Origin of the sequence: Kitasatospora sp. NPDC093102, assembly GCF_040683915.1 — a bacterium.
Lineage (GTDB): Bacteria > Actinomycetota > Actinomycetes > Streptomycetales > Streptomycetaceae > Kitasatospora.
In genome coordinates this window covers 75,102-90,670 of the sequence record NZ_JBFBFA010000020.1, presented here as the reverse complement: position 1 = coordinate 90,670, position 15,569 = coordinate 75,102, and the positions used below count along the sequence as shown (strand labels likewise).

Below are 15,569 nucleotides of genomic sequence, written 5' to 3'. Positions count from 1 at the left end.
GCTGCTCCTCGCCTTCGCGCTCGACGTCATCATCCCGGACACGCCGCTGCCCCGGGCGCTCCGACGGGAGCGACCGGGGCAGCGGTCTCAGCGACCAGCGCTAAGAGGCTCAGGCCTCGGTGCCCTCGGCCTCGGCCTCGACGGCCTCCTCCTCGGCCGGGGCGGCCTGGGCGGCGATGACCTGGAGGACGACGGCGTCGGCCTCGACGGCCAGGGCGACACCGGCCGGCAGGACGATGTCCTTGGCGTGGACGGCGGCGCCGGCCTCCAGGCCCTCGACCGAGACGGTGACGGCCTCGGGCAGGTGGGTGGCCTCGGCCTCGATCGGCAGGGCCTGCAGGACGTGCTCCAGCAGGTTGCCGCCCGGGGCCAGCTCGCCCTCGGTGTGGACCGGAACCTCGACGATGACCTTCTCGCCGCGCTTGACCAGCAGCAGGTCGACGTGCTCGATGCTGCGCTTGATGGCCTCGCGCTGGACGGCCTTCGGCAGCACGTACTCGTCCTTGCCCTCGATCGGCACGACCAGCAGGGCGTTCGGGGTCTTCAGGGCCATCATCAGGTCGTGGCCGGGCAGGTTCAGGTGAACCGGGGCGTGGCCGTGGCCGTAGACGACACCCGGGACGAAGCCGGCGCGGCGGGCGCGACGGGCGGCACCCTTGCCGAACTCGGTACGGGTCTCAGCGGCAAGGCGGATCTCGGACACGACTGCACTCCTCGTGGAAACTGGCGCGGGGGTGCAGACAACGCGAAAAACCGCCGGGACCACACCCTCATTACGTTCGGGGGTCACTCGGCGGCAACGGCCTGCCGGCGGACGGGAATCCGGCACCGGCAGCGCGTCGATCACGGAGCGGGCACCCGTCGAGCAGGCACACGGCATCCCTCGCCGAGCAGTTTCACGAGTCTAACCGCATCGGTGGCCTCCCGCGAAATCGGCGGCGGCCCCGGTCCGTCCGGACCGGGGCCGCCTGCACGGGCCTTCGTCAGTGCACGCCCTCGAAGAGGCTGGTGACCGAGCCCTCCTCGAACACCTCGCGGATCGCGGCGGCGATCGACGGGGCGATGGACAGCGTGGTGATCTTGTCCAGCTGGAGCGAGGCCGGGGTGGGCAGCGTGTTGGTGAACACGAACTCGCTGACCCGCGAGTTCTTCAGCCGGTCCGCGGCCGGGCCGGAGAGCACACCGTGGGTGGCCGCCACCACGACGTCCGCGGCGCCGTTGTCGAACAGCGCGTCGGCCGCGGCGCAGATGGTGCCGGCTGTGTCGATCATGTCGTCGACCAGCACGCAGACCCGGTCCTTGACGTCACCGACGACGTCGGCCGACAGGATGGTGTTGGCCTGGGTGATGTCGCGGCGCTTGTGGATGATCGCCAACGGGGCGTCCAGCCGGTCGCACCACTGGTCGGCGACCTTCACGCGGCCGGCGTCCGGGGAGACGACGGTCAGCTTGGAGCGGTCGACCTTCTCGCCGATGTAGTCGGCCAGCAGCGGCAGCGCGAACAGGTGGTCCACCGGGCCGTCGAAGAAGCCCTGGATCTGCGCGGTGTGCAGGTCCACGGCCATCAGGCGGTCGGCACCGGCCTGGCGCAGCAGGTCGGCGACCAGTCGGGCCGAGATGGGCTCGCGGCCGAGGTGCTTCTTGTCCTGGCGGGCGTAGCCGTAGAACGGCAGGATCGCGGTGATGCTCTTGGCGGAGGCCCGCTTCAGAGCATCGATCATGATCAGCTGCTCCATGATCCACTGGTTGATGGGAGCCGTGTGGCTCTGCATCACGAAGCAGTCCGCACCGCGCGCGGACTCCAGGAAGCGGACGTAGATCTCGCCGTTGGCGAAGTCCAGGGCCTTGGTGGGGACCAGCTCGGTCCCGAGCGCCTCGGCCACCTCCCTCGCCAGTTCCGGGTGGGCACGGCCGGAGAAGAGTTTCAGCTTCTTCTCACCCGACGTCGTGATCCCGCTCACTGCACCGTCTCCTCGCGTTGCGGACGCTGAACCCTCGACCCGGTGCGGGCAGGCAGGGCCCGCTCGCGGCACGGGTTGGGGAATTGTCGGTACGCCTGGACACGGGCGGTTGGCCCAGTGGCGCACGTATGTCCCCAAGGTTACGCGCCCGCGCAGAAACCGTCCGCCCCGGGACCGCCCCCGGGCCCCGGCCCGCCCGCTCAGGCCTGCTCGGCCCCGCCCGTCGCCGCCTTCGCGGCCTGCGCGGACACCGTTCCGGGGCGCTTGCGCTCGACCCAGCCCTCGATGTTGCGCTGCGTGGCCCGGTTCACACCGAGCGCCCCGGACGGGACGTCGTTGGTGATCACCGAGCCGGCGCCGGTGTAGGCGCCGTCACCGACGGTGACCGGGGCGATGAACATGTTGTCCGAGCCGGTGCGGCAGTGCGCGCCGATGACCGTGCGGTGCTTGTTCACGCCGTCGTAGTTCACGGTGACCGAGGCCGCGCCGATGTTGGTGCCCTCGCCGATCGTGGCGTCGCCGATGTAGGACAGGTGCGGCACCTTGGCGCCCTCGCCCAGCTCGGAGTTCTTCACCTCGACGTAGGTGCCGACCTTCGCCTTGCGGGCCAGCCTGGCGCCCGGCCGCAGGTAGGCGTACGGGCCGACGGTGGCCAGCTCGCCCACCTCGGCACCGTCGGCCGTGGTGTTGCTCACCCGGGCACCGACGCCGACCGTGGTGTCCTTGAGGGTCGAGTTCGGGCCCACCTCGCAGCCCTCGCCCAGGTGCGTGGCGCCCTGGAGCTGGGTGTTCGGCAGCACCACGGCGTCCGGCTCGTAGCTGACCTGCACGTCGAACCAGGTGGTCGCCGGGTCCACCACGGTGACGCCCTCGCGCATCGCCCGCTCCAGCAGGCGGTCGTTCAGCAGCCGGCGGGCCTGCGCCAGCTGGACCCGGTCGTTGATGCCCAGGATGTCCCGGTGGTCGTCGGCCACCACGGCGCCGACCCGGTGGCCCGCCTTGCGCAGGATCTCCAGGGTGTCGGTCAGGTACTCCTCGCCCTGCGAGTTGTCCGTGGTGAGCTCGCCCAGCGCCTCGGCGAGCAGCTTGGCGTCGAAGGCAAAGACGCCGGAGTTGATCTCGGCGATCGCGCGCTGGGTGACGCTGGCGTCCCGCTCCTCGACGATCGCGGCGACGGTGCCGTCCTCGTCCCGCAGGATGCGGCCGTAGCCGAAGGGCTCCGGGACGACGGCGGTCAGCACGGTGACGCCGTTCTGCTGGGCCGTGTGGGAGTCGGCCAGTCGGCGCAGGGTCTCCCCGGTCAGCAGCGGCGAGTCGCCGGCGGTGACGATCACCGTGCCGTCCAGTACCAGGCCGTCGGCGGTCAGGGACTCCAGCGCCGTGCGCACCGCGTGGCCGGTGCCGTTCTGCTCCTCCTGCACCGCGGTGCGCGCGGCCGGGTAGTGCTCCGCCAGGTGCGCCACCACCTGCTCGCGCTGGTGGCCGACCACCACGACCAGCTGGCCCGGCGCCAGCTCCCGGGCCGCCGAGACCGCGTGACCAACCAGCGAGCGTCCGCACACCTCGTGCAGGACCTTGGGCAGCTTGTTCGACTTCATCCGGGTCCCGCCACCGGCGGCGAGCACGACAACGGCGGCAAGCGAATTGGCACCCATGCGGGGAGGCTCCTCGGTAGGTTCACAGAGAGGGCAGAGCAGGCCAGAACGTGGATCCGCACATATGCCCTGGCGCTACGAGGATAGCCGCGGAAGAAAACCCGCCCACTGGCCAGATCAGGCCACCAGACATGCACAAGGCTCCGCCGGATGGATTCGAACCATCACTGCAAGGTTCCAAAGACCTGCGGGCTGCCGATTACCCCACGGCGGATAGCTGCTCAGACCCTACCCGAGTCAGCCCCACCCTGGGTATCAGCTATGCCCATCCACCACCCCTCGATTCGGCGGTACAGGTCAGCACTCCCCAACACGCTGATCGTCAGACAGCCGCGGTAACCGATCCCGACGTTCTTCCGCGTCGCCTTCGGATTGTGCCGCTTGAGTCGACACCCGCAGGCGCCATCGCTCCTGCCCGACGCCCAGCAGCTTCAGCCAGGCGAGGTAGACCCGGACCACCTGCGGGTCACTGTTGATGAAGGTGGCTTTCTCCCGCCGGTCGTACGGCTTGTCCTTGCATCCTTCCGCCCAGTAGAGCGCGACCCCGACCAGGAAGAGCTCCCGGTCGCTGAGGTCGCCGATCTCAGCGCGGGCCGCCGCCTTGGTCTCGCGGCGCTCCTCGTCCCGCTGCCTGCGAATCGGGCCCCACCGGGCCTCGGCAGCTTTCCGCGACTGTTGCCGAGGAGTGGTCGGCCGCGGCAGGTCCCGGCTCATCGAGGTGCGCCCCTCTCGGCGGAGGCGGCGGGCGGCTTCGCGCTGTTCGGTCTTCGCTCGCACGCAAAGAGTGTGTGTACGACTCGTCCCATCACGGGGTGGATCCAGGATTCATCCATCCAGTCGAGTGAATTCACTCAAGCGCCGCGCGGCGGTGTGTTCCCCTGGACACGGAGCGCAACCTACGATGCCGTAGGTTACGCCAACGCAGGCTCCGCTCTGTCCCGCTCGAGGGACGCCGCGAAGGGACGCCCCATGACCACCCAGGCAGGCGAGGCGCGCGCGGGTGGCGCCGCGCCCCCCGATCCCTCCGCCGACGCAGCCACCGGGCTGTCCGCCACCCGCGGCGGGGAGAGGCAGGGCCTGGCCGAACGGATCGCGCTCTCCCTGTTCATCCTCGTGCCGTTCACCGCCCTGGTGGCCGCCGTCCCGGTGGCCTGGGGGTGGGGGCTGGGCTGGACGGACCTCGCGATCACCGTCGCCATGTACTTCCTCACCTGCCACGGCATCACCGTCGGCTACCACCGCTACTTCACCCACGGCGCGTTCAAGGCCGGTCGGACGATGCGCCTGGTCCTGGCCATCGCCGGGAGCCTCGCGGTCGAGGGCCCGCTGGTGCGCTGGGTGGCCGACCACCGCAAGCACCACCGGTTCAGCGACAAGGACGGCGACCCGCACTCGCCGTGGCGCTACGGGGAGAGCGTCCCGGCGCTGATGAAGGGCCTGTGGTGGGCCCACATGGGCTGGATGTTCGACGAGGAACAGACCCCGCAGCTCAAGTACGCCCCGGACCTCGTGCGCGACCCGGCGATAAGGCGGATCTCCCGGCTGTTCTGGCTCTGGACCACCGTCTCGCTGCTGCTGCCCGCGCTGATCGGCGGCCTGGTGAGCCTGTCCTGGGAGGGCGCACTGTCCGCCTTCTTCTGGGGTTCGCTGGTCCGGGTGGCGCTGCTGCACCACGTCACCTGGTCGATCAACTCGATCTGCCACGCCGTCGGCCGGCGCCCGTTCCGCTCCCGGGACCGCTCCGGCAACGTCTGGTGGCTCGCCGTGCTCTCCTGCGGGGAGTCCTGGCACAACCTGCACCACGCCGACCCGACCGCGGCCCGGCACGGGGTGCTGCGCGGGCAGATCGACTCCTCGGCCCGGCTGATCCGCTGGTTCGAGCTGGCCGGCTGGGTCCGGGACGTCCGCTGGCCGGACGCACAACGGATCGCCGCCCGCCGCGCCGCATGAGGCGGCACTTCCAGCATGATGTAGGGGTGAACGGGAGCAGCGCAGACAGCACAGGCGGTCACCACAGCACGCGGACGGACGCGGCGCCCGCCACGGCGCCGGCCCGTCCGCGGGCCGCTGCACCGGCGGCCGGCACCGCCGGCGGAGGTCCGGACCGGGGCGCCGCAGGCGGCCCGGGCCCGGCCCCGCGCCGCCGGGGCGGCCGGGTCCGGATGACCGGCAAGCAGCGGCGCGAGCAACTGCTGGAGATCGGCCGGACGGTCTTCGCGGAGCGCGGCTACGACGGCACCTCGGTGGAGGAGATCGCCGAGCGCGCCGGGGTGTCGAAGCCCGTGGTGTACGAGCACTTCGGCGGCAAGGAGGGGCTGTACGCGGTGGTCGTCGACCGCGAGATGCAGCTCCTGCTGGACATGGTGACCGGGGCACTGACCGGCGGGCACTCGCGCGAGCTGCTGGAGCAGGCGGCCTTCGCGCTGATGGACTACATCGACACCTCGACGGACGGCTTCCGGATCCTGGTCCGGGACTCCCCGGTGGCCCAGTCGACCGGCACCTTCGCCTCGCTGATCAGCGACATCGCCACGCAGGTCGAGGACATCCTGGGTCTGGAGTTCAAGTCCCGCGGCTTCGACGCCCGGCTGGCCCCGATGTACTCGCAGATGCTGGTCGGGATGGTCGCGCTGACCGGACAGTGGTGGCTGGAGGTCCGCAAGCCGGACAAGGCGACGGTGGCGGCGCACCTGGTGAACCTCGCCTGGCACGGCCTGGAGGGTCTGGAGCGGCACCCGAAGCTGGTCGGCGAGCGCAAGGGCTGACCGGCCGAACCGGACCCGTCGCCCCACCCCGGCCGGCTCAGCCCACCCGTTTGGTCCCCACCGCGAAGATCCGCCGGAACGGGAACACCGTCCCGTGCGGCCCGGCCGGATAGGCCTCGCGCAGCAGCCGCCCGTACTCGGCGAGGAAGGCGGCCCGGTCGGCCGGGTCGGTGAGCCGGGTGAGGACCGGGCGCAGCGCGGTGCCCTTGACCCACTCCAGGACCGGGTCCGGCCCCGGCAGCAGGGTGCGGTACGTCGTCTCCCAGACGTCCGGGAGGCAGCCGGCGGCGGCCAGGGCGTCGAGGTAGCGCTCGGGCGGGTGCACGCCGGCCCGGACGGCGTCCTCGCCGAGCGCGTCCCGCCAGCGGGCGCTGCGGCGCAGGTCGGCGAGCAGGGTGTGGCTGGGGGCCTCGAAGTTGCCCGGCACCTGGAAGGCGAGCACTCCACCGGGTTCGAGGGCGTCCGCCCAGCGCGGCAGCAGCGCCAGGTGCCCGTCCACCCACTGGAGGGTGGCGTTGGAGACGATCAGGTCGGGACCGGCCGGGGCCGGGTCGTAGTCACGGGCGTCGGCGAGCAGGTACTCGGCGTCCGGCTCGCCCTCGGTGTGGGCGGTGGCCAGCATCGGGGCGGAGTTGTCGACGCCGGTGAGGCGGGCGTGCGGCCACCGCTCGCGCAGTACGGCGGTGGAGTTGCCGGGGCCGCAGCCGATGTCCAGGATCACCTCGGCACCGGGGTGCGGGAGGGCGGGGACGCGGGCGAGCAGGTCGCGCAGCGGGCGGGTGCGTTCGTCGGCGAAGCGCAGGTACTGCGCCGGGTCCCAGACGGGAGTGGTCATGGTCCACCTCGAAAGTATCTCGACATCAAGATATCTCGGTTAGCCTTGCTGGCACATTTCTCGATGTCAAGAGACTTCACATCGACACATCCACCGATACACTGATCGTCATGGAGGACGAGGTCGACAGGCTGGTCGCAGCGTGGCGCCGGGAGCGCCCCGACCTCGACGTGGAGCCGCTGGAGGTGCTCAGCCGGGTCAGCCGGCTCGCCCGGCACCTGGACCGCGCCCGCCGTACCGCCTTCGCCGAGCACGGCCTGGAGCCCTGGGAGTTCGACGTCCTGACCGCCCTGCGGCGGGCCGGCTCCCCGTACCAGCTCTCCCCCGGCCAGCTGCTCACCCAGACCCTGGTCACCTCCGGCACCATGACCAACCGGATCGACCGGCTCACCGGCAAGGGCCTGGTCAAGCGCCTGCCCGACCCGGACGACCGGCGCGGCGTGCTGGTCCGGCTCACCGACGACGGCCGCGACCGCGCCGACCAGGCGCTCGCCGGGCTGCTCGCGCACGAGCGCGAACTGCTCGCCCAGCTCACCTCCGGCCAGCAGACCGAACTCGCCGCGCTGCTGCGGCTGCTGGTCGCCCCGTTCGACAACATCCCGGGCTGACGACGGCTCCCGGCCTGCGCTTGGGCTCAAACTCGGGCTCGGACTCGGACTCGGACTCGGACTCGGGCTCGGACTCGGACTCGGGGATCGCGCCTCAGGGCCGGTCGACGGTGCCGACCACCGAGGGCGGCGGGGGCACGGCCGACTCCGCGGGGCTGACCCCGGCCCGGCGGGCGACCGCGACGGCCGCCAGCGTGGAGTGCACCCCGAGCTTGCCCAGCACGTTCTGCATGTGCGTCCGGACGGTGTGCGGCGACAGGTAGAGCCGCTCCGCGACGGCCTGCCGGCCGAGGCCCGCGACCATGCAGCGCAGGATCTGCTTCTCCCGCGGGGTGAGGGTGTCCACCAGCCGCTCGCTCTCGGTGCGGTCCCGCCGGGCGGTGGTGAGCTCGCGGATCACCCCGGTGAGCAGCGCGGGCGGCAGGTGCGTCTCGTCCCGCAGCACGCCCCGGATCACCGTGAGCAGCCGGGCCAGCGAACTCTCCTTGGCCACCCAGCCGGTGGCGCCCGCGTGCAGGGCACGGGCAGCGCGGTGCGGGTCGTCGGCGGTGGCCAGGACGACGGCGCGCAGCCCGGGGTGGGTGCGGCGGAGCCGGGCCAGCAGCGTGATGCCGTCGGGCGGCGGGGCGGCGGATCTGAGCTGGTCGCCGCGCAGCGGGTCCACCGCAGGCCGGGCGCCGGGCGGCAGCCCGCCCGACAGCGGAACCGGCACCCCCGGCGGTACGGCCGGCCGGCGCGGCTGCGGCACGGGCGTGGCGGCGCGGCCGCGCCGGGCCTCCTCGGGGTGCTCCGCACCGGGCCGACGGCGGGCGTGTGCTCCGCCGGCTCCCGGCGCTCCCGGTACTCCGTGCGGACCGGCGGCTCCGGGCCCGCCGGGTAATCCGGCCGTGCCGGCTGCTCCGATCGCTCCCGTCGCACCGGCCGCCTCGACGCCGAGGTCGGCGTCGATCAACGCCACGTCGTAGGCCCGGCCCTCGCCGGCCGCGCGCTCCAAGGCCCGCTCGGCGGCGGCGGCGCTGCCGGCCGCCCCCACCTCCACGTCCGGCTCGGCGGCCAGCGCCGCCGCCAGCGCCTCGGCGAAGATCCGGTGGTCGTCGACCACCAGGACGCGAATCCGCCCCATCGTCCCTCCCCCTGCTCACAGCGCCCGAGCCCGGGGGCGGGGACCGGTCCGGCATCCGCGTTCCGGACCCGCCGTTCCGCCCGCCCACCGGCGGCCGGTGAGGCCAAAAGGGCGCCGGCCCCCACCGGTACCGCACTCAGCCTACGGGGCGGGAAACGCGCTCGTGGCGATTCGGTGAAGTTTCGTCAGAAGATGCGTGAGTGGCGGGACTTGAGCCATCGGACCGCCCGCCGCGGGCGTCGCTCCCGGAGGCTCCGGGGGCGACGCCACGGGGATCGGGGCCCCCCTCCCCCAACCGGCCCTCCCCCAACCGGCCCTTCCTCAGCGGCCCTTCCTCAGCGGCCGTTGCTCACCGGCCGTTGCTCACCGGCCGTTCTTCGCCAGGGTGAACGTCCAGGCGTCGGCAACGATCTCGTCCAGGTTCGGACGGCGCGGGGTCCAGCCCAGCGTCTCGTGGGCACGGGCCGCCGAGGCCACCAGCACCGCCGGGTCACCGGCCCGGCGGCCGGCGACCTGCACCGGGATCTCCCGGCCGGTGACGCGCTTGACCGACTCGATCACCTCGCGCACCGAGAAGCCGCTGCCGTTGCCCAGGTTGCAGATCAGGTGCTCGCCCGGCTTGGCCGCGTCCAGCGCCAGCAGGTGCGCCTCGGCCAGGTCGGCGACGTGGATGTAGTCGCGGATGCAGGTGCCGTCCGGGGTCGGGTAGTCGTCGCCGTACACCGCGATGTGCGGACGCTGCCCCAGCGCGGCCTGGAAGACCAGCGGGATCAGGTGCGACTCGGGGTCGTGCCGCTCACCGTACGCGCCGTACGCCCCGGCCACGTTGAAGTAGCGCAGCGAGACGGCGGCCAGGCCGTGCGCGACGGCCTCACTGGTGATCAGGTGGTCCACCGCGAGCTTGGTGGCGCCGTAGGTGTTGGTCGGCGCGGTACGGGCGGTCTCGGCGATCGGCACGGCCTCCGGCTCGCCGTACGTGGCGGCGGTGGAGGAGAAGACCAGCTTGCGCACGCCCGCCGCGCGCATCGCGCTGATCAGCTCCAGCGAGCCGGCCACGTTGTTGCGCCAGTACTTCTCCGGGTCCGCGACCGACTCGCCGACCTGCGACGAGGCGGCGAAGTGCAGCACGCCGTCGAAGGAGCCGTCCAGCACCTTGTCGGCCTGCTGGATCCGGCCCTCGACGAACTCGGCACCGGCCGGGACGCCCTCGCGGAAACCGGTGGAGAGATCGTCCAGGACGGTCACCTGGTGCCCCGCCTCCAGCAGGTGGGCGGCGACCACACTGCCGACGTAACCGGCGCCACCCGTGACCAGGTACTTACTCATGTTGCGACCTCCAGCGAACGACGGTCCGCCCGGTCGGGCGGAAGCCATCGACGGAATGCGTACGACTAGTCATTCTCCCAATCCCGCCGGGGTGCTCCGGACCACGGCTTCCGGCCTTCTCACCAAGTCCTCAGCCGTCGGACACCCGGCGCCCGGGGGCGTGTCCGCCGGGCCCATCCGCCGGCTCCTCAGCCCCCGGCCATCCGCTCCAGCAGACCGGTGCGCGCCGCCACCGCCGCCGCCTCCAGGCGGGTCCGCGCGCCGAGCTTCATCAGCACCCGCTGGACGTGCGTCCGGGCGGTGCTGGCGGCGATCCGCATCCCGGCGGCGATCGCCGCGGTGTCCTCGCCGTCCGCGATCCGGGCCAGCACCTGCACCTCACGGCGGGTCAGCAGCCGCAGCAGCCGCACGGCCTCGTCGTCCGGCTCGGCCGCCGGACGCAGCAGTTGGTCGAAGGCCCCGCGCAGGATGTCCACCGCGACCGCGGCCTCACCCGCGCGTGCCCGCCCGATGGCCCGCTCGACCACCTCGATCCGCTCGTCGCTGGGCACGTACCCGGCCGCACCGGCCGCGAACGCCCCTGCCACTCCGCGCAGTTCGCCCACCGGACCGAGCACGATCACGGCCACCTCGGGTCGCTCGCGACGAATCCGGCGCAGCCCGTCGAAGGCACCCGCCTCCCCCGGCGCCGCCACCCCCAGCAGACACACCTCGGGTCGCCGTCCGACCACCAGGTCGGCGGCGACGCCGGCCGGGGAACCGACCGCGAGCACCCGGTGGCCGCGCAGCTGAAGTGCGGTGGCCAGCGCCTCGGCCAGCAGCCGGTGGTCGTCCACCACCACGAGTCGAACACCCATGACGCCCTCCCGGTCGGGGTCCGGCTCGCGCCCGCGCCCCTCGGGCGGGCGGCCGATGACGCACCATCACAGCGCATTCCGTACCCGACCCGCTAGGCCGTGGCGTGTCGGCGGTACGGAACCGGCCGGGGAACGCGAAAGACCCCCGCCGTGAGGCGGGGGTCTTTCGATGGAGCCCCCATGCGGAATCGAACCGCAGACCTTCTCCTTACCATGGAGACGCTCTACCGACTGAGCTATAGGGGCTTGCCGGGCTTTTCACCGGGCCGGTCGAACAAGGAAGACATTACACGGCTCCGGGCTCGGAAGGGAAATCGGCCCCCGCCCCGTCCGTTCCCGCGCTCTCAGCCCTCGGCGTGCGCCGCGTCGAACTCCTCACGGGCCGCCATCATCCGGCCGGCGCGACGCTCCGTCCACCGGCCGACCGGCGCGAGCAGCTCGGCCAGCTCACGGCCGAGCGGCAGCAGGTCGTAGACCACCCGCGGCGGCGTCTCCGGAAAGACCGTACGAAGCACCAGGCCGCTGCGCTCCAGGTTGCGCAGGGACTGGGTGAGCATCTTGCGGCTGACCCCGCCGATCCCGCGCTGGAGTTCGGAGAAGCGCTGCGGCCCGCACCCGAGGAGGCTCATCAGGATCAGCATCGACCACTTGTCGGCCAGCTCGGCGAACACGTCGCGGCTGGGACAGAGCCGGGCGAACACGTCGTACTCCTGCCCGTCCCGCACTTCCCACCCCGTGGGCTGCCCGGCCCGGACCCGGGCCGCTTCCTCCGTCGTCATGGATCCAGGGTAGCCCCGAGGTCTCCAATCCACCCTTGGTAACCAACAGAGACCTGGTCTATATTGGAGACCGATCGAGGTCGAGGCCGCGTGCCACCGCGGCGCGCCTGCCCCGTCCCGCCTCCTGCCCGCCCGCCGGCCCGCGCCCGTCCCCCTGGAGTCCCGCATGACCGCCATCCGTCCGACCGTCGCCCTCGCCTACCACTCCGGCTACGGCCACACCGCCGTGATAGCCGAGGCCGTCGCCCGTGGCGCCGCCGCCGCAGGTGCCGAGGTCCTCCCGATCGCCGTCGACACCATCACCGAGGAGCAGTGGGCCCAGCTGGACGCCGCCGACGCGATCGTCTTCGGCTCCCCCACCTACATGGGCACCGCCTCCGGCGCCTTCCACGTCTTCGCCGAGGCCACCAGCAAGCGCTGGTTCACCGACGCCTGGAAGGACAAGGTCGCGGCCGGATTCACCAACTCCGCGTCCAAGAGCGGCGACAAGGCGAGCACCCTCGCCTTCTTCCAGACCCTCGCCGCCCAGCACGGCATGAGCTGGGTCAACCTCGGCCTCAAGCCCGGCTGGAACGCCACCACCGCCTCCGAGAACGACCTCAACCGGCTCGGCTTCTTCAACGGTGCCGCCGCCTCGTCCCCGTCCGACGCCGGCCCGGAGGCCGTCCACAAGGCCGACATCGCCACCGCCGAGCACCTGGGCGAGCGCGTCGCCCGGCACACCGCCATCGTGCTCGCCGGCCGCGCCGCACTGGCCGGCTGAACCGCCGCACACCTACGCCGCCGGGTCCGCCCCCAGCCGGGGCGCCCGGCGGCGTCCGCCGTCCACCGACCCGAGCTCCGCACCGGTGTTCTCCGGCAGCATCCGCAGGCACGCCAGGGCCAGCACACCCAGCACCGCCAGGTACCAGCCCACCGGCTGCGCCGTCCCGTACGCCCCGGTCAGCCGGGTGGCCACCAACGGCGTCGTCGCCCCGCCGACCACCCCGCCCAGGTTGTACGTCAGCGCCGCGCCCGTGTAGCGCACCCGGGTCGGGAACAGCTCCGGCAGGAACGCCGCCAGCGGCCCGAACAGGCAGCCCAGCACCACCATCGCCCCCGCCAGCGCGCCGAACATGAGCGGCCGGCTCACCGTCTCCAGCAGCGGGAACAACACCAGCGACCAGACCGCGGCCAGGCCCGTCGCCCACCCCAGGGTCCGCCGCCGCCCCCACCGGTCACTGTGCGAGGCGCTCAGCCAGACCGTCACGGCCATGCCCACCGCGCCGGCCAGCAGCATCGACAGCACCAGCGTGCTCGCCACCCCGAGCCCGGTGGTCGCGTACGCCAGCGTGTACGTCGTGGTCAGGTAGAACAGCGCGTACCCCACGGTGATCGCCCCGCTGCCCGCCAACACCGGGCGCCAGTGCTCGCGCAGCACCTCCATCACCGGCAGCCGCTCCCGGCGCTCCTCCGTCCGGAACAACGGCGACTCCTCGACCCGCAACCGGACGAACAGCCCCACCACGACCATGACGAACGAGGCCAGGAACGGCACCCGCCAGCCCCACGCACGGAACGCCCCTTCGTCCAGGCCGAGTTGAAGCGCCAGGAACACCCCGTTCGCCAGCACGAACCCGATCGTCGGCCCCAGCTGCAGGAACCCCCCGTACCGGCCCCGCCGCCCGGGCGGCGCGTTCTCCGCGATCAGCAGCGCCGCCCCGCCCCACTCCCCGCCCAACCCGACGCCCTGACACACCCGCAGCACCACCAGCGCCGCCGGTGCCCACCACCCCCACACCCCGAACCCCGGCAACAGCCCCACCGCCGCCGTCGCCAGGCCCATCAGCAACAGCGACACCACCAGCGTCGCCTTCCGCCCCACCCGGTCCCCGAAGTGCCCGAACACCACCGCCCCCACCGGCCGGGCCAGGAACGCCACCGCATACACCGAGAACGCCGCCAACAGCGCCCCCACCGTGCCCAGCCCGGGAAAGAACACCGGCCCGAACACCAACGCGGCCGCCGTCCCGTAAATGAAGAAGTCGTAGAACTCGATCGCCGTCCCGATCAGCGCCGCAGCCGCCGCCCGCCGCACCTGCCCGACCCGCCAAGCACCCTCCGCATCCATACCACCAACCCTCACCACCGCCGCCCCACCCCACCAGCCGCCACCCGAGTGACCCCGGCGCCCACCCGCCGCCCCGCGCCCCCGACATGTGTGAGGGCGCCAGGTTCCCCTGACGCCCTCACACATGTCATCGGCTCGCGGACGCGACTACCTCGCGTACGGGTTGTCCTCCGGCGGCACCGGCGGCTGGTACGACGGCGGAGGCGGCGGCACCGCCCCCATCGACTGCTGCGACGGCACTGGCGGCACCTGGGCCACCTCAGGCTGCTCAACCGGCTTCCGCCGACGCCACATCACCGCGAACACCACACCGGCCACCAGCACCAACCCGGCCACCACACCCGCCACGATCGGCAGCGTGCCGCTCGAACCCGGCGACCCCTCCATCTTCGGCTGCGCCGTCGGCGCACCAACCGCCACATCGGTCGGGCTCTCAGCGGGAGTCGGCGCCGAAGGAGTGGCAGGCGAACTCGCTGCCGGCGTCGGGGCTGCGGAAGACGTGGGCTGAACGATCGGGATCGGCGAGACATCTGCGGGACCAGGGTCGCCGGGATTCGTCAAGGCAATTCGGGGTCGAGCTGCGCCGTAGCCGGCGTCATCAGTGCGATTCGATCCGTCAGTCGGCTTGCCGGCCGTGTTGATGAGCACCCGCAGAACCTGATTCGCAGTCCACTCAGGGTGAACCGACCAGATTAGCGCCGCCGACGCGGACACCAGAGCAGCGGAGTCCGAGGTGCCATGGCTCTTGCAGTAGCCGGTAGGCGAGGTACAAGCGGCAATCATATCCATGCCCGGGGCGACAAGGGCTACCTGCGGCCCATGCTCGGATTCCGCCGTTACCGTCCCGTTCCGATCCGACGCCCCCACGCCAACCACACCTGGCAATGCGCCAGGATACTCAACCGGATTGCCCTTTTGCGCCTCGTTTCCAACACTCGCCACCACGAGGGCACCCTTTGCCTTTGCAGTTGCGATGACGCCGTTCAACTTGGCCACCTCCTCCGGCAGGGGAACTGCCGCGTTAATTCCCTGCGAGATGTTGATGACCTTGGCCCCCTGGTCAACTGCATAGGCAATAGCCTGGCCGATCTGGTCAAGAAACTCAGAGGAAATCGATGTCCCGACAGACCCGTTGTTGATCTTCAACGGAAGGATCTTCACGCCGGGGGCCAATCCTTGGGCTCCCGTGCCGCCCATGCCCTTTCCGGTACCCGCGATCAGGCTGGCGATCCCTGTGCCGTGCCCATCGCCGTACGAGCCCACCCCACCGGGGCTTCCGCTGAAGTCCTTACCAGGAAGGAACTGCCCCACCACATCCGGATGCTCCAGGTTGAATCCGCCGTCGATCACCGCGACAGTGACACCCTGCCCCTTGGTGATCTTCCACATCTCCGTTGCATGCATCGCATCCAGATGCCACTGCTGCTGCCGAATCGTGTCCTCGGCAACCGCGGGCACTGCAACCGGGCCGACCACGATTCCCGCCGCCAGAAGCGCCGCAGCAGCAGCCCGCCAACGCGCTCGCGCGTTCGTCCGCCCCATCACAACTC

15 protein-coding genes and 2 tRNA genes are annotated in these 15,569 nt (G+C 72.0%); 4 read left to right on the top strand and 13 right to left on the bottom strand.

Translation table 11 applies throughout. The features are described 5' to 3' along the window. Positions 1 to 109: 109 nt before the first annotated feature. From AB0O11_RS24055 to AB0O11_RS24035, 5 genes are all read right to left on the bottom strand, one after another. Complete coding sequence (locus AB0O11_RS24055; RefSeq protein ID WP_363390544.1) at positions 110 to 703, bottom strand: 50S ribosomal protein L25/general stress protein Ctc; 594 nt, start codon at positions 701 to 703, stop codon at positions 110 to 112. A 280-nt stretch (positions 704 to 983) separates the two neighbouring features. Further along, positions 984 to 1,961, bottom strand: a complete 978-nt coding sequence (locus AB0O11_RS24050) for a ribose-phosphate diphosphokinase (RefSeq protein WP_224281797.1) — start codon at positions 1,959 to 1,961, stop codon at positions 984 to 986. 200 nt (positions 1,962 to 2,161) lie between these two features. Next, positions 2,162 to 3,616: a bifunctional UDP-N-acetylglucosamine diphosphorylase/glucosamine-1-phosphate N-acetyltransferase GlmU gene (gene glmU, locus AB0O11_RS24045; RefSeq protein WP_363390541.1), complete on the bottom strand. Its 1,455-nt coding sequence runs from the start codon at positions 3,614 to 3,616 to the stop codon at positions 2,162 to 2,164. 141 nt (positions 3,617 to 3,757) lie between these two features. Beyond that, positions 3,758 to 3,830: transfer RNA gene (locus tag AB0O11_RS24040), tRNA-Gln, on the bottom strand. Positions 3,831 to 3,913: 83 nt separating this feature from the next. Next, a complete protein-coding gene (locus AB0O11_RS24035; protein ID WP_363390538.1) occupies positions 3,914 to 4,393 on the bottom strand; it encodes a hypothetical protein in 480 nt (159 codons plus the stop codon). 192 nt (positions 4,394 to 4,585) lie between these two features. Between AB0O11_RS24035 and AB0O11_RS24030 the strand changes: the two genes are divergently transcribed. Continuing rightward, positions 4,586 to 5,566, top strand: a complete 981-nt coding sequence (locus AB0O11_RS24030) for a fatty acid desaturase (RefSeq protein WP_363390535.1) — start codon at positions 4,586 to 4,588, stop codon at positions 5,564 to 5,566. Between the two features lie 212 nt (positions 5,567 to 5,778). After that, on the top strand, positions 5,779 to 6,381 hold the full coding sequence (locus AB0O11_RS24025) for a TetR/AcrR family transcriptional regulator (protein ID WP_224285115.1): 603 nt from the start codon (positions 5,779 to 5,781) through the stop codon (positions 6,379 to 6,381). Between the two features lie 37 nt (positions 6,382 to 6,418). Here the strand turns inward: AB0O11_RS24025 and AB0O11_RS24020 are convergent, their stop codons facing one another. Continuing rightward, a complete protein-coding gene (locus AB0O11_RS24020) occupies positions 6,419 to 7,216 on the bottom strand; it encodes a methyltransferase domain-containing protein (RefSeq protein WP_363390532.1) in 798 nt (265 codons plus the stop codon). Positions 7,217 to 7,326: 110 nt separating this feature from the next. On the opposite strand from AB0O11_RS24020, the gene AB0O11_RS24015 reads away from it, so the two are divergent. Then, complete coding sequence (locus tag AB0O11_RS24015) at positions 7,327 to 7,824, top strand: MarR family transcriptional regulator (protein WP_360351434.1); 498 nt, start codon at positions 7,327 to 7,329, stop codon at positions 7,822 to 7,824. A gap of 94 nt (positions 7,825 to 7,918) precedes the next feature. Here the strand turns inward: AB0O11_RS24015 and AB0O11_RS24010 are convergent, their stop codons facing one another. The 5 genes from AB0O11_RS24010 to AB0O11_RS23990 form a co-directional block, all read right to left on the bottom strand. Beyond that, positions 7,919 to 8,947 carry a response regulator transcription factor gene (locus tag AB0O11_RS24010; RefSeq protein ID WP_363390529.1) on the bottom strand — a complete coding sequence of 343 codons (1,029 nt, stop codon included), beginning with the start codon at positions 8,945 to 8,947 and terminating at the stop codon, positions 7,919 to 7,921. Positions 8,948 to 9,310: 363 nt separating this feature from the next. Further along, a complete protein-coding gene (galE, locus tag AB0O11_RS24005; RefSeq protein ID WP_363390526.1) occupies positions 9,311 to 10,273 on the bottom strand; it encodes a UDP-glucose 4-epimerase GalE in 963 nt (320 codons plus the stop codon). Between the two features lie 188 nt (positions 10,274 to 10,461). After that, positions 10,462 to 11,130, bottom strand: a complete 669-nt coding sequence (locus AB0O11_RS24000) for a response regulator transcription factor (RefSeq protein WP_224283060.1) — start codon at positions 11,128 to 11,130, stop codon at positions 10,462 to 10,464. 170 nt (positions 11,131 to 11,300) lie between these two features. Then, positions 11,301 to 11,376, bottom strand: a tRNA-Thr gene (locus tag AB0O11_RS23995). A 98-nt stretch (positions 11,377 to 11,474) separates the two neighbouring features. Further along, positions 11,475 to 11,909: a helix-turn-helix domain-containing protein gene (locus AB0O11_RS23990; RefSeq protein WP_363390522.1), complete on the bottom strand. Its 435-nt coding sequence runs from the start codon at positions 11,907 to 11,909 to the stop codon at positions 11,475 to 11,477. A 166-nt stretch (positions 11,910 to 12,075) separates the two neighbouring features. Here AB0O11_RS23990 and AB0O11_RS23985 point away from each other — a divergent pair, with 166 nt between their 5' ends. Then, positions 12,076 to 12,672: a flavodoxin family protein gene (locus AB0O11_RS23985; protein ID WP_363390519.1), complete on the top strand. Its 597-nt coding sequence runs from the start codon at positions 12,076 to 12,078 to the stop codon at positions 12,670 to 12,672. A 12-nt stretch (positions 12,673 to 12,684) separates the two neighbouring features. Here the strand turns inward: AB0O11_RS23985 and AB0O11_RS23980 are convergent, their stop codons facing one another. Together AB0O11_RS23980 and AB0O11_RS23975 are read right to left on the bottom strand one after the other, a co-directional pair. After that, complete coding sequence (locus AB0O11_RS23980; RefSeq protein WP_363390516.1) at positions 12,685 to 14,019, bottom strand: MFS transporter; 1,335 nt, start codon at positions 14,017 to 14,019, stop codon at positions 12,685 to 12,687. A gap of 147 nt (positions 14,020 to 14,166) precedes the next feature. Next, positions 14,167 to 15,561 (bottom strand): S8 family serine peptidase, encoded by a 1,395-nt coding sequence (locus tag AB0O11_RS23975; RefSeq protein WP_363390513.1) that lies wholly within the window; start codon positions 15,559 to 15,561, stop codon positions 14,167 to 14,169. Positions 15,562 to 15,569 lie beyond the last annotated feature (8 nt).

Excerpts from the sequence above, each read along its gene's own strand:
- AB0O11_RS24000 (WP_224283060.1), bottom strand. The coding sequence starts at position 11,130 with ATGGGTGTTCGACTCGTGGTGGTGGACGACCACCGGCTGCTGGCCGAG.
- AB0O11_RS24015 (WP_360351434.1), top strand. The coding sequence starts at position 7,327 with ATGGAGGACGAGGTCGACAGGCTGGTCGCAGCGTGGCGCCGGGAGCGC.
- AB0O11_RS24010 (WP_363390529.1), bottom strand. The coding sequence starts at position 8,947 with ATGGGGCGGATTCGCGTCCTGGTGGTCGACGACCACCGGATCTTCGCC.
- AB0O11_RS23985 (WP_363390519.1), top strand. The coding sequence starts at position 12,076 with ATGACCGCCATCCGTCCGACCGTCGCCCTCGCCTACCACTCCGGCTAC.
- AB0O11_RS24030 (WP_363390535.1), top strand. The coding sequence starts at position 4,586 with ATGACCACCCAGGCAGGCGAGGCGCGCGCGGGTGGCGCCGCGCCCCCC.
- glmU (WP_363390541.1), bottom strand. The coding sequence starts at position 3,616 with ATGGGTGCCAATTCGCTTGCCGCCGTTGTCGTGCTCGCCGCCGGTGGC.
- AB0O11_RS23980 (WP_363390516.1), bottom strand. The coding sequence starts at position 14,019 with ATGGATGCGGAGGGTGCTTGGCGGGTCGGGCAGGTGCGGCGGGCGGCG.
- AB0O11_RS24020 (WP_363390532.1), bottom strand. The coding sequence starts at position 7,216 with ATGACCACTCCCGTCTGGGACCCGGCGCAGTACCTGCGCTTCGCCGAC.
- galE (WP_363390526.1), bottom strand. The coding sequence starts at position 10,273 with ATGAGTAAGTACCTGGTCACGGGTGGCGCCGGTTACGTCGGCAGTGTG.
- AB0O11_RS23990 (WP_363390522.1), bottom strand. The coding sequence starts at position 11,909 with ATGACGACGGAGGAAGCGGCCCGGGTCCGGGCCGGGCAGCCCACGGGG.
- AB0O11_RS24025 (WP_224285115.1), top strand. The coding sequence starts at position 5,779 with ATGACCGGCAAGCAGCGGCGCGAGCAACTGCTGGAGATCGGCCGGACG.
- AB0O11_RS23975 (WP_363390513.1), bottom strand. The coding sequence starts at position 15,561 with ATGGGGCGGACGAACGCGCGAGCGCGTTGGCGGGCTGCTGCTGCGGCG.